At 67.0% G+C, this 13,433-nt stretch carries 9 protein-coding genes; 6 read left to right on the top strand and 3 right to left on the bottom strand.

What is annotated here, in order from left to right; all coding sequences use genetic code 11:
- Window positions 1–11: 11 nt before the first annotated feature.
- Complete coding sequence (locus AC1DVT_RS11660) at window positions 12–1,238, top strand: Gfo/Idh/MocA family protein (protein ID WP_477389072.1); 1,227 nt, start codon at window positions 12–14, stop codon at window positions 1,236–1,238.
- A gap of 139 nt (window positions 1,239–1,377) precedes the next feature.
- Here AC1DVT_RS11660 and AC1DVT_RS11655 read toward each other — a convergent pair whose 3' ends face one another.
- The 3 genes from AC1DVT_RS11655 to AC1DVT_RS11645 are packed head-to-tail and all read right to left on the bottom strand — an operon-like array spanning window position 1,378 to window position 7,362.
- The gene (locus AC1DVT_RS11655) at window positions 1,378–3,819 is read right to left on the bottom strand and encodes a glycoside hydrolase family 38 N-terminal domain-containing protein (RefSeq protein ID WP_477389068.1); all 2,442 of its coding nucleotides are present in this window, start codon (window positions 3,817–3,819) and stop codon (window positions 1,378–1,380) included.
- Between the two features lie 34 nt (window positions 3,820–3,853).
- Entirely contained in the window at window positions 3,854–5,983 is a 2,130-nt protein-coding gene (locus AC1DVT_RS11650) for an alpha-galactosidase (RefSeq protein WP_477389066.1), read from the bottom strand.
- Window positions 5,980–7,362 (bottom strand): alpha-L-fucosidase, encoded by a 1,383-nt coding sequence (locus AC1DVT_RS11645; protein ID WP_477389070.1) that lies wholly within the window; start codon window positions 7,360–7,362, stop codon window positions 5,980–5,982. The genes AC1DVT_RS11650 and AC1DVT_RS11645 overlap by 4 nt, the downstream gene beginning before the upstream one ends.
- A gap of 162 nt (window positions 7,363–7,524) precedes the next feature.
- On the opposite strand from AC1DVT_RS11645, the gene AC1DVT_RS11640 reads away from it, so the two are divergent.
- From AC1DVT_RS11640 to AC1DVT_RS11620, 5 genes are all read left to right on the top strand, one after another.
- Entirely contained in the window at window positions 7,525–8,877 is a 1,353-nt protein-coding gene (locus AC1DVT_RS11640; protein WP_477389064.1) for an ABC transporter substrate-binding protein, read from the top strand.
- Between the two features lie 2 nt (window positions 8,878–8,879).
- A complete protein-coding gene (locus tag AC1DVT_RS11635) occupies window positions 8,880–9,833 on the top strand; it encodes a carbohydrate ABC transporter permease (RefSeq protein WP_477389062.1) in 954 nt (317 codons plus the stop codon).
- Window positions 9,814–10,764, top strand: coding sequence for a carbohydrate ABC transporter permease (locus AC1DVT_RS11630; RefSeq protein ID WP_457100753.1), 951 nt, complete (start codon window positions 9,814–9,816; stop codon window positions 10,762–10,764). Before AC1DVT_RS11635 ends, AC1DVT_RS11630 begins: the two co-directional genes overlap by 20 nt.
- A gap of 52 nt (window positions 10,765–10,816) precedes the next feature.
- Window positions 10,817–12,865, top strand: coding sequence for a DUF5107 domain-containing protein (locus AC1DVT_RS11625; protein WP_477389060.1), 2,049 nt, complete (start codon window positions 10,817–10,819; stop codon window positions 12,863–12,865).
- 4 nt (window positions 12,866–12,869) lie between these two features.
- Window positions 12,870–13,433: LacI family DNA-binding transcriptional regulator (locus AC1DVT_RS11620; RefSeq protein WP_477389058.1), on the top strand; the 564-nt coding region annotated here is incomplete at its 3' end.

Below are 13,433 nucleotides of genomic sequence, written 5' to 3'. Positions count from 1 at the left end.
GAGGAACCCGAATGGATCTCAATATCGGCATCATCGRCTTCGGCATCCGTGCCGGCCTGCACGAGGAAGTGCACCGGCCAGGTGCCGGCTCTCGCGTGACTGCGGTGTGCGACGTCGCTGAGCGCGGCCGCGCCGACGCACGCGCGGCACTGCCCGACGCGCTCGTCACTGACTCGCTCGACGAGCTGCTCGGGTCGGGGATCGACGCCGTCATGATCCTCACCCCCGACGACCTGCACGCCTCGATCGCCATCCGCGCACTCGAAGCGGGCGTCGCAGTCTTCAGCGAGAAGCCCCTCGCGACGGATCTTGCAGAGGCCGACGCCGTCCTCGAGACCGCGCGACGCACCGGCAGCCGGCTCTACGTGGGGCACAACATGCGTCACCTTCCGGTCATCACCCTCATGCGTCGAATCATCGTCGATGGGCGGATCGGTGATGTGAAGGCCGTCTGGTGTCGTCATTTCGTCGGCAACGGCGGTGACTACTACTTCAAGGACTGGCACGCAGACCGGCGTCGCACAACGGGACTGCTCCTGCAGAAGGGTGCGCACGACATCGACATCATCCACTGGCTCGCCGGAGGCTATGCCGAACGAGTGGCCGCGATGGGCTCGTTGAGCGTCTACGGACAGATCGAGGATCGCCGTGACCGATCGGACGAGCGCATGCTCGACTGGTTCAGCACCGAGAACTGGCCCCCCGCGTCACAGACAGGCCTCAACCCGGTCATCGACGTCGAAGACCTGTCGATGGTGAACCTTCAGCTCTCCAACGGCGTGCTCGCGTCCTACCTGCAGTGCCACTTCGCTCCCGACACGTGGCGCAACTACACCGTGATCGGCACCGAGGGACGAATCGAGAACTTCGGCAACGGCGAGGGCAGCGAGATTCGGCTGTGGAATCAACGTCATCAGGACCTGGCCCCCGCCGACGAAACCTTCATCGTCCCGGCGATCACGGATTCCGGCCATGGCGGCGCAGACCGACTGCTCATCGCCGAGTTCCTCCGCTTCGTGCGAGAAGGCGGCGTCACCGAGACCTCTCCCGTGGCGGCTCGCGAGGCGGTGGCGGCCGGCATCCTGGCGACGCAGTCGCTGCGTGGCGACGGATCCGCGCTCGCGGTGCCCCAGCTCCCGGGGGACCTCGTCGCGTACTTCGAGAGAGGCCAGGTCGAACTCGATAGCGCAGACGAGGCAGACCAGGGCTCGGGCGTCGCCGACCCTGCGCTCCGTTGAGCCCAGCACTGTACAACCGGTCGGCGCCGGCGCTCCCGGCTTCGCCTCGCACGACGGGGCCAAGCGGGCGTTCCATGCCATCAGATCGGTGGTGGAGACGCGAGCGGACCACCGCGAGAGCTGGTTGAGATCGATGCGATCAGCCGTCGTCCAGGGTGGCCCCCGGCAGCAGGCCACCCCCGGCACCACGTCCCGCCGTGGTGATCGGCCATACGAGAGGTGGTTGCCGGAATGTCGCCGCGTGATGTGGCAGCTCGTCGCGCGCTGACGTCTGGGTCGACATGAAGCCGTATCGCAGACGCATGCGGCCGGGTTGGGTCCGGGCGAAGTTGGTGTCCCAGTAGTTGTTGACGGGCCAGGCGAGCAGGAGAGGATCCTGGGGCCGCGGCACCGACTCGATCGGCGGGCCGAAGTGGAAGTCGCCGAATTGCACCAGCGGCGCGTCGGGCGCGAAGAGTGCGATGGCCGTTTCCTCATCCCACATGGTGGCCATCGACTCGACCGTCACCCACCCGCGGGAGGCGCCGGGGAGCTGGTCGAGGTCGAGCCGCACGATCTCGTCGGCGCTGTCGAACGCTGCGCCCCACCCTCCACTCATGGCCAGCGGGATGGCGAAGTAGATGCCCTGCGGGTTCGCCTCGCGTTCGAGTTCGAGTTCGACATCCACCCGGATGATCGGATCATCCGCGAACAGCGAGATCGAGACGACCAGGTGGGTGATTCCCGGCGCGGCCAGCGTGCGCACAAGGGTGATCCCGTCGGGGCGTTCGTCGACGGAGCAATCCAAGACTCGCGTCGCCTGCTCTCGAATAGGCGACCACGCCCGCCAGCACGAGATGTCGTACTTCTCGCTGTCGAGGTTGCGCCGGTAGTACGCCTGCCGGGTGCCGTCGTCGAGGGCGTCGGGCCGCTCGCGGACAAACGAGAAGAAGTCCATCCCGTCGCGGGGGGCGAGCAGCTCGCGTCCTTGGCGTCGGTCGGTCAACGAGAGGATCCGGCCGTTGCCGGGGTCGTAGCTCAGGGTGTGGAAGGGCGACTCGATGCGTCCGACGCGGGTGACCGCGACATCCGTCGATGCCACGTTCAGCTCGCGACGCTCCTGCCTCGACGTCTCGATCGCGTGCACGACGGCGGCACGGTCGCGCGGGGCGGGCAGTTCTTCGAGCGGGATGCTGCGCCATGACTGCGGCGGAAGCTCGATCGGGCCGAAGGCCCGGGCCACATCGCCGGGGAACTCGGCACCCCAGGACCGGCCGGGGTACAGCATCCGACTGCTCCGAGCGGTGCGTGCGGTCTCGGGAGTGTCGGTGCGGAACCAGGCAGCGGGCAGCCGTGGGTGGACCGTCACGGTGTTCGGCGTCGGATTGCAGAGGAGGACGCCCTTGACGCCCTTGTCGGCGACCGGGTTCTCCGCGAGCCGTTCGAGCCCGTCCATCACGGCGAAGGACGCGAGTTCGTGTGCCTCGTGCGGGTACGCCTGCTTCAGGAGGTCGCCGGTCTGCGCCTGCGGATGCTCGGGGGTCGTGTCGTAATACCCCCAGGTGTGCTCATCGAACAGGTCGAGCTTCTCCAGCGCCTGAGCAGCTGTCGGATGAGGGATGCCGGCTGTCAGGGTCTCCGCCGAGGCCACAAGGCGCTTCGCCCGCTGATTGAGAGCCGTCGCGATCGGCGTGCTGCCGTAGCCGAAGCTCCAGTAGTCGGTCCAGTCCCCTCGCAGCCGGGGGAGGGTCTCCTCCGGCACCTCGAGCACGCGCTGCCGCAGGTCGTCGAAGGTCGCGTAGCGCACCGACGGACCCTGGCCTGCGGCGTTCCATCGGGCGAGCAGGTCCGGCATGTACGGATTTGGCGGTGCGTTGTCCCACATGACGGGTGCAGCGGTGCTCGTCAGGTACACGAAATCGAGTCCGTAGCCGATGCCGTCGAGCCACGTCGAGAGGCTGCTCCACCCCTCCGCCATCCGGTCGACGGAATCGTGCCACGAGAGCAGAAGCTGGTCGAACATTGTGTAGTGGTGTCCGTTGAAGACCCGGATGGTCCGCCCTGACGGCGCCTCCCACAGGAAGATCCCGGGCCGCGGCTGCACCGCTTGACCCAGGTGCGTGTTGACGGCCATCACGAAGAGGTCGACGCCGGCGTCCAGCAGCACATCCGCCATCGCCCACGGCACGCCGTTCACGTCGTGCTGGCACGCCACGGAGATGGACGCGCCGGTCAGCTCCTCGATCTCCCGTTTGCCCGCGACCAGCCTCTCCAGCCCCGCACGATCGATCGCGGCCCCGACATGCCACCGCAGCGCGGCCAGCCCGATCCGTCCCTCGGCGACCAGCGCCCGGAACCGGCCGCGCTCCGACTCCGATGCGCGGAGCAGCCAGCGTCGCACCGGCTCGGTCGCCTCGCACGTCCACTTCGGGCGCACGCCTTCGGGCAGATCAGCCGTGTTCTCGAGCCAGACGATCGCCTCACCGATGTATTCGTTCTGCAGCTCCCACAGGATCGGCTGCGAGTGGGTGTAGCCCACATCGAGATGGCTGTGGTGCAGCATCAGGATCTCTTTCACCCTGGTGGCACTGGGTTCGTTCACGGCATTCATCTCCTGCGTCCGGACGGGTGGTGGGTCAGGCGACCGGGTCGAGGACGAGAACGTCGGCATCGGCGGCGAGCGCCCAGGGGATCTCGATCCCGGAGGTTCGGAGTGCCGCGCCGCTGTGCAGCGATCCGTCCGAGCGTAGCTGGTACGTCTTACCCATCACCGCAGAGTCGATGCGGATCCGCATCGGCGGTGTGATGCTCAACAAGGCCACCGGCTCAGCCCCGAAACGCTCGCGCGTGCTGTCGTACGCGAGCACGACGATCCGACCGCCGTGCGCGTCGCCTCCGGCGAACTCGAGCGCGTATTCCCGGGCGGTGGGTGTCGAGTGACGGTAGAGCTCGCCCTCGTGGATGACCGGGCGCACGTCTTTGTACAGTGCGACCATCGAACGCGCTGTCGCGTGCTCGGCTTCCGTCCACGCGCCGATGTCGGCGCCGATGCCCAGCGCCCCCGCCATCGCGACGACGAACCTGAATTCGAGTGAAGCAGGTGCCCGATCCAGGACTCCTGGGGTGTCGGTGACCCAGGACGACATGACGTGAGCGGGATAGGCCGTCAGGAAGCCGTCCTGGATGAGGAGACGGTCGCGGGGGCCGGTCGCGTCGCTCGCCCACACCACGTCGACGAGAGCGAGGACGGCATTGTCGATGCGGCCGCCCCCACCGGAGCAGCCCTCGACCGTGACGTGGGGGAACTCGTCGCGGATCATCTGCAGCAGCCGGTAGTAGGCGGATGTGTGCGCAAACGACCACTCGAACCCATTCAGGTCCCAGCGACGGCCGGGGCTCGTGATCGGCCGATTCATGTCCCACTTGAGAAAGCTGATGGGGTAGTCGCTGAGGAGTCGACGCAGCATTGCTTCGGCCCACGCGTAGGCGTCGGGATTTCCGAGATCGAGCACGAGCTGATCCCGGATGAGGATCTCCGGGATGCCGTGATTCTGGTAGACCCAGTCCGGGTGCTCTCGATAGAGCTCGCTGTTCGGGCTCACCGCCTCGGGCTCGACCCAGAGTCCGAATCGGACGCCGTGACTGATGACCTTGTCGGCGAACGAGGCGAGCCCGTTCGGGAAGGCCAATGGATCGGGGGTCCAATCGCCGAGTGCGGAGTCGCCGTCGTTGCGTCCGACGAACCATCCGTCGTCCACCACGAAGACTTCGACACCCAGGTCGGCCGCGCTGCGGGCAAGGGCGAGCTGACCGTCTTCGGTCACGTCGAACTCGGTGGCCTCCCACGAGTTGTACACGATGGGCCGGTGCTCGGGCGAGGTCGTGCGCGAGATCGCGCTGCGCTGGTGGCGATGCCACACCCGGGTCAGCTCCGGAAGACCGCCGATGACGTGTGCGGTAAACAGGTGCGGAGTCTCGACCTCTCGACCGGGGGTCATGAGAAGCGTCGTTCCCTCGTCGTCGAGACCGGCCGAGATCCGCACGAGGCCGTTCGGGTGAGCCTCGGCGCTCATCGCCCACGAACCGCTCCACGAGAGCGAGATGCCGATCGTCCCAGCCCCGGCATCCGTCCCCCCCGTCGCATCCAGCGGTGTGGCGGCGACCATCGGAGCGAAGGTGTGCCCGGTGAGGCCCTGCCTGCTCCCCATTCGAAAGGTGCCCGTTCGCAGTTCCAACGATTGCGGCTGCACCTCGCGCGCGTATCCTCCGGCGAGGTAGTCCAATCGCACGCCGGATGGCGCCTGAAGCGATACCGCCCCGGAGAAGGCACGAGCCAGTCGGATGGGTTTCCCATCGCGCCGGACGTCACGGAGGATCACCCACCGCTCGACCACGTCGGAGCTCGGGACGGTGCTGACGTGCTGCACCATCTCCAGCCCCCGAGGATCCGTGAACGAGACCGCCAGGTGAGTCGTGCTCTCGTCCTGGTCGAAGACGTGGTCCGAATAGCTGAAGTGCGACCCGCGTGAGCCGTCCGGGTACTCGACGATCAACTCGCTCGCGTGGACGTGGCGCAGCCCGAGCGCGGCGTACTCGACGGGTGCATAGTCGGCGAAGGTCGACATGATCGGCGGCACGTCGGGCCGCTCCCAGTGCGGGACACGATCCGTGCGCGGTCCGAAGTAGTCGAGCACCAGGGCTGTGTCGTCGAGCGCCAGACTCACGGCGTAGGTTGTGCCTGCGGTATGCAGCACCCAGCTCGTCACGCGGACGCCGGAGCAGCGATCGTGGCGGCGAGGCGCACGGCGACAACCGTGTCGGACTCGTCGGGCACGGGATAGGTGAACGATGTGTCGTCGTCGCCGAAGCAGACGAACACGGTGTCGGGGTATGCCTCGGTGAGCCAGCCATCCGCCCGATGGATGACTTCGCCGTCGATGCGGAGTTCCGCGATCTCGTCCGCATCGATGCCGGTCAGGGCGAGCGGACCGATCGGCGGTTCGAAGACGTGCGCGAAGACCTCGCGGCCGCGGCGGGTGTAGCAGCCCCAGTCCGGCTTCGGCAGCTCGGCTGCTCCCGCCCCGTAGATGCTGTCCCCGTTCCGCTCGAGCCAGGCCCCGATCTCACCGAGGATCCGCGTCTCGTTCTCGCCGATTCGACCGTCCGGCCGCGGGCCGACGTTGAGCAGCATGTTGCCGCCACGACTGACCGTCGTGACCAGGTTGCGCACCAGCATCCGGCTCGACTTGTATGCGTCGTCGCCGATGAAGTGGCCCCAGTGGTTGTTCACCGTCAGGCACGACTCCCACGGCACCGCATCACCGTGAACATCGCGGATGCCGCTCGGTGGGACGAGCTGCTCGGCGGTGACGAAGTCGCCTGCCCAGGGTGTCGGGTGGGCAGTGACCAGTGAGCCCAGGCTCCCACCGCTCGCCTCGAGGCGGTTGTTGATCAGGATGCCGGGCTGCAGCGCGCGGACCATCTCCACCAGTTCGCTCGCCCGCCACCGCTCCCCGGTGAAGTCGTCGTAGGAGAAGTCGAACCACAGCAGGTCGAGTTCGCCGTAGTTCGTGCACAACTCGCGGACCTGCGCGTGCAGGTAGTCGACGTAGTTCGCGAAGTCGTGGGTGCGGTCGCGGTACGTCTCGTCGTCCCGATGGGGGTGCTGACGGTCGCCCCACGCCGGGTAATCAGGGTGATGCCAGTCGAGCAGCGAGTAATAGAGCCCGACCTTGATCCCACGGCGCCGGAACGCCTCGACGAACTCGCGGACCACGTCACGGCCGAGTCCGTTGTGCATCGTCGAGTACGTGGTGTGCGCGCTGTCGAAGAGGCAGAACCCGTCGTGGTGCTTCGAGGTGAGGACCGCGTATTTCATCCCGGCGCGCTCCGCGACATCCGCCCACGCTTCCGCATCGAACGCGTCTGGCACGAACCCGTCGACGTATGGCTGGTACTCCTCGATCGAGAGGCGGTAGATGGACCGGAGCCACTCCTCCCGGCCGGCGACGGAATAGGGCCCCCAATGGAGGAACATGCCGAACCGCGCTTCGCGGAACCAGGCCGAACGGTCGTAGCTCTCGGACATGTGGTGGTACTTCCTTCGTCGTTCAGGGTCAGGGGGAGGGTCGGGTTCTGGGGAGATAGTAAGCAGTTCAGTCGTCCCATTGCTAGCGCTAACAAGAAAATTGGCAGCGCAAACAAAAAAGTGTTTGATAGCGCTAGCAATCGTGTTACGTTAGCCGCCGACCCGACGAAGACTCGCCGGAGGCACCCCCTCAATCACAGAGCAACAGGGAGATCAAGGATGATCAAAAAGAGCAGGATCGTTCGCACGGTGGCGCTCGCCGCCGTCGCAGCGGTGGCGGTCAGTGGCGCGCTGACCGGCTGCGCGCAGCAGCAGGCCGGCGGCGACGCCGCACCCCAGTCCTTCACCTACTGGTCGATGTGGAAGGAAGGCGAGCCGCAGCAGAAGGTGCTCGCCGCCTCGATCAAGGACTTCACCAAGGAGACCGGCATCAAGGTCGATGTCGAGTGGACCGGCCGCGAGGTCATCAAGCAGGTCACGCCCCGTCAGGCGGCCGGCAACCCGCCGGACCTCTTCGACCAGGCCGGCAGCGGCATCTGGGGCTCGTTCCTCGAGAGCGACGGTGTGCTCGGGCTCGCCGACGTGTACAAGACCACGCCCCTCGGCGAGTCGGAGAAGATCGGCGACCTGATTCCCGAGAGCCTGGCAAACCTGTACGTGAACAAGGACGGCGAGCCGATGCTCGTCCCCTACTCGGTCACCGGCGTCACGACCTGGTACAACGGCCTCACCGACGACATCGAAACCCCCCTCACGTGGGACGACTTCGCGGCCCTCGCCGACAAGCTGAAGGCCGAAGGCCGGCCCGCGTTCACGGTCGACGGCGACCAGTCGTACTACGAGATGTATTGGTTCGCGTACTCCGCAGTCCGTCACGGCGGCGCCAAGGTGCTCGACGCGGTCGCAGCAGACAAGACGGGTGAGGCGGCCGAAGACCCGGCCATCCTGGCCGCGGCGGAGGACCTCTTCCCGCTGCTCCAGGGCGGATACCTGCCCGACGACTTCGCCGGCACGACCTGGCCGGCGCAGCAGACCGGATGGGCCGACGGCTCGAACGGTGCGGCATTCCTCACGATGGGCGCCTGGGCGCCTGCCGAGACCGGTGCCGCCCTCGCGCAGTCGGACATCGACGTCGACGCCACCATCGAGTACCGCTCCGTGCCGTATCCGACCGTCGACGGCGGCAAGGGCAATGACGTCACCTGGGTCGACGACTTCGGCTTCGCAATCCCGGCGAAGGCGAAGAACGCCGACGCGGCCAAGGAGTTCATCCGCTACTTCCTGAAGAAGGATGTCCTCCAGTCCTTCGCGACCGACTCGTCCAGCCTCGCCCCCCGCAGCGACGTCACTGTGCCGAAGGATCTGACCGACTTCGCCGCGCAGGTGCAGGCCTCGGCCGACGCCGATGAGCTCGTCCCCGGTCTCGACGGCAGCGCGGTCAACGCCGACTGGTCGGGAAAGGTGCTCTACCCGACGGTCGCGGACCTGTTCAACAAGAAGTTCGCGAGCGCCGAGGAGTTCGTCGCCGCACTCAAGCAGCGCACGATCGACACGCTCGCAGCGCAGGGCTGACAATGTCGGCAACCATCACCCTTGCGGGTCGGGCGGCTTCCCGCCCGGCCCGCAAGGGCGCCGCCTCGCTCGAGGGCCAGCGACGGCGCACCTTCTGGGTGTTCGTGCTCCCCGCCCTCGCTGTGTACATCTTCTTCTTCATCGCCCCTGCGCTGGTCGGCATCTGGGCCGGCTTCACGCGCTGGGCGGGAGCGGGGACGGACATGGAGTTCATCGGCATCGCCAACTACCTCCGGCTGACCCGCGATTCGTACTTCCACGCTGCGTTCTGGAACACCATGGCGATCGCGTTCGTCTGCGGCTTCTTCGTGTTCGTGATCGCTTTCGCCTTCGCGATCGTGGTCCGCGACATGCGCGCCAAGGTCACCGTTCGCACTCTTCTGTTCCTCCCGTACATCATCTCGCCGATCGTGATKGGTATCGGGTTCGGGCTGCTGCTGGCTCCGAAGGGCGCCTTGAACTCGATTCTCCGCGGGGTCGGGCTCGGAGCGTTCGCGATCGACTGGCTGGGACCGGACAACGAGTTCCACACCATCATGATCGGCATCGTGTGGATCAGCGTCGGCTTCTACGTGGTCCTCCTGATGTCGGGCATCGACCGGATCCCGCCGTACTTCTACGAGGACGCCGAGCTGAATGGTGCGAACGCATTCCAGAGGTTCCGGTATGTGACGCTGCCGCTGACCTGGGACATCGTCACCGTGGCCGTCGTGCTGTGGCTGATCGGCGCGATCCGGATCTTCGACTTCGTGTTCGCGTTCGTGGGCATGGCCGGTTATCCGCCGGCGGACGTCGCGACACTCGCGATCGCGCAATATGCGGCCACCACCGGTGGACCGTCTCCGGCCTATGAAATGGGCTACGGCTCCGCGATGGGCGTGTTCATGCTGGTGCTGATCGCCGTGCTGGTGGTCGCTGTGAGAAGGATGATGCGCCGTGACGCACTCGAGTTCTGATCTCCTGACCATGCCGATGACCATTCCGCAGGTGGCGGCTCCGGCGCCCGCTCGCAGCGCTCGCCGTGTGGTGCGCGCCCGTCGAGGCGGCTGGTTCGGACCGATGGTGGCCCCCCTGATCTGGGCGGTCGCCGCGTTCAACGTGCTGCTGTTCCTGTGGCTGATCCTGCAGTCGTTCCGGGATGGGTCCGAGATCTTCACGAAGCCGTTCGAACTGCCCCGGAACTTCAACTTCGACAACTATGTCGAGGCGCTCGGAGTGGGCAACCTCAGCACCGGCTTCCTCAACACCGTCGCCCTGTGCGCGGCCGCAACAGTCACGATCGTGCTGCTGTCCGCGCTGGCCGCACAGGCGCTCAGCCGCACCAGGCACCGGGCAGCCAGCCCCCTGACCAGCTTCTTCGTGGTCGGCATGGGCATCCCGTTCCAGGCCGTGATCCTGCCGATCTTCGTGATGATGCAGACCATCAGCAGCACGATGTATTCGCTCTTCGGCTGGTGGGATGAGCGGATCAGCGTGTACCTGATCTATGTCGCCACCGGACTGCCCTTCACGGTCTTCCTGCTGACGGGCTTCTTCCGCTCGCTGCCCAGCGAGGTCGAGGAGGCTGCTGCGCTGGACGGTGCCGGACCGTTCCGGACGTTTTTCACGATCATGCTGCCCCTGGCGCGCCCGGGCATCATCACCGCAGCGATCCTCGCCGGGCTCGGCGTATGGAACGAGACCCTCGTCGCGCTCATCTTCATCACCGAGACCGACAAGCAGACACTGCCGGTCTCCCTGATGGGCCTCTACGGCACGATGCAGTACACGTCCAATTGGGGCGGCTTGTTCGCCGGCATCGTGCTCGTCACCCTTCCGGTCCTGGTCGCCTTCATGGTCATGGGTCGTCGGATCGTCGAAGGAATGACGGTGGGCGCCGGGAAATAGCCGCTCACCACCCTCTGCCTCGGATGATCCTCTGTTGAAAGAAACAACTCTCATGACTGAACTGTTCGTCGATCGACTCTCGTTGCCGACCGCCCCCCTGGGGCCCGACAATCTCCTGCCGCCGCTGTTCGGCACCGGAAACCGCGACTTCGAGGTCGACATGTCGGAAGCGTCCGACGAGATCCGCACGAATGCCGCGTACGGTCGCGTCCCATCGATCGCGCCGTACCTGCTGCAGGACGACTACGCACGCGACCGCGTGATCCAGGAGCATCCGGTCGCGGTGCTGGAGAACGAGCTGCTCCGCGCCACCTTCCTCCTCGGCGCGGGTGGACGACTGTGGTCGCTCATCCACAAGCCGAGCGGCCGCGAACTGCTGTTCCGCAACGGCATCCTCCAGCCGGCGAACCTGGCGCTGCGCAACGCCTGGTTCGCCGGCGGAGTGGAGTGGAACGTCGGCACGATCGGCCATGCCCCGGGCACGTTCTCACCGATCCACGCAGCGCGCGTCGACCACCCCGACGGAACGCCCGTGCTCCGTCTCTATGAGTTCGACCGCATCCGAAACGTCGTCTATCAGGTCGACGCTCACCTTCCTGCCGGTTCGGGGGCGCTGTTCATCCACGTGAGGTTGACGAACCCCAACGACCACGACGTTCCCACCTACTGGTGGTCGAACATCGCGGTCGAGCAGGCGGAGCACACCCGCGTCATCTCGTGCGCCGAGCAGGCATGGAACTACGGCTACGCCAATTCGCTGCGCCGTGTGCCCGTGGTGGATGAGGCTCTCGGCATCGACGTGACCTACCCCGGCCGCGTGGACGACGCAGCGGACTACTTCTTCGATACTGATGCCGAAGCGAACCCGTGGATCACCGCCGTCGACGCAGGGGGAACGGGGCTCGCGCAGATCTCCAGCCCGCAGCTGCGCGGCCGGAAGCTGTTCCTGTGGGGCACGAGCGTGGGCGGTGAGCGCTGGCAGGAGTGGCTGAGCGGTCCGGAGCGTGCCTATATCGAGATTCAGGCGGGCCTCGCTCGCACCCAGTTCGAGCACGTCCGGCTTCCCGCCGGGGGAGAGATCTCGTGGGTGGAGGCCTATGGCCGGGTCGATGTTCCGGCCGAGGCCGCCCACGGCGAATGGTCGGCTGCACGCGCTGCCGCGCGAACGGCCGTGCACGCGCTCGCATCGCCGAGCGAGCTGGAAGCCGAGGGGACTGCTGCCGCGATCGTGGCGCGTGCACCCATCACCGAGGTGCTGCATCGCGGATCGGGTTGGGGCGCCCTCGAGGACCAGCGCCGTCTCGTGCGCGGGCAGGATCGCCTGTCGCGACCGGAGGCCCCGTTCGAGGCGGTGACGCTCACGGCCGAACAGCGCGACTGGATAGAGCTCATCGAGGCGGGGCGCTTTCCCCACGACGACCCGGCCGCCTTCCCACGGTCGCTGCAGGTGCACCCCGAGTGGGAAGCGGAGCTCCGTGGTCGCGGCGGCTGGGTCGAGGCAGCGCTGCGCGGCAACGCGCTCGCGCATCGCGAGGACTTCGAAGGCGCGCGTGCCGAATGGCTGCAGTCCATCGCGATCACACCGAACGTCCTCTCCGTTCGGAATCTCGCGGCCCTGAGCCGGCACCTCGGCGACCTCGACCAGGCCTGCGAGTGGTACGACGACGCGCTGCAGCTCTCTCCGCACAGTGTTCCGCTCGCGATCGAGGCGATCAGGACCTACCTGCTCGCCGGACAGGGGGTGCGCGCGTGCCGTGCCATCGAGAGCCTGCCTGCTGAGGCTCGGGTCGGGGGAAGAGTGCGACTTCTCGAGGCGACTGCCCGGATCGCCGTTGGAGACCTCGAAGGATGCCGCCGCATCATCGATGGCGGCATCGAGGTCGCCGACCTCCGCGAAGGTGAATCCAGCCTGCATGCGCTCTGGTGGGACCTCCGCACCGCCGAGCACGCCCGATCGGCCGGCATCTCCGTGTCGCCCGAATTGCGGGCGCGAGTCGCGCGTGCAGAGCCCGTGCCTGCTGTGCTTGACTTCCGCATGCGGCGAGACGAGCTCGCCACGGACGCATTCGAAGTTCTCGGCGCGACAGGGGCGGGAGGCTAGGACGATGGCAGCTACCAACGGCACGACGGCTCGAGCCTCGCGCTCGACCGGCCCCGACATGATCGACGTCGCGCGCTTGGCGGGAGTTTCGCCGCAGACCGTCTCACGCACCCTGAGCGGATACCCCCACGTTTCGACGGTCGCCCGAGAGAAGGTGCTCGCGGCCGTCGCCGAGCTCGGCTATCGCCGCAACCGCGTCGCCTCGGCGCTCGCGTCGGGCAACAGCAGGTCGATCGGGGTGGTCACCCTTGGTGAGGGCTCGTTCCGCTTCGATGTGGCCACAGGCATCATCGCGGAGGCCGAGGCCGCCGGGTACACCGTCACCATGAGCGTCACCGCATCCCAGGAGATCGCCGACATCTCGCGGGCCATGACCCGCCTGCTCGAGCAGAACGTCGCCGGCATCGTCCTCGCCCTCACCCTGGGCGACATCGACGACGAGCTGGAGCAGCTCCTCTCCGAGGTGCCGACGATCGCCCTGGGTGGTCCTCGGCAACGGTGGACCGACGCCATCGCCATCGCCTCGGGGGCGCCGGCCACGCGTCGGGCGGTCGATTACCTGCTGGAC

The organism is Microbacterium sp. P2_F9, assembly GCF_056403635.1.
This window is presented reverse-complemented; position numbering and strand designations above follow the sequence as displayed.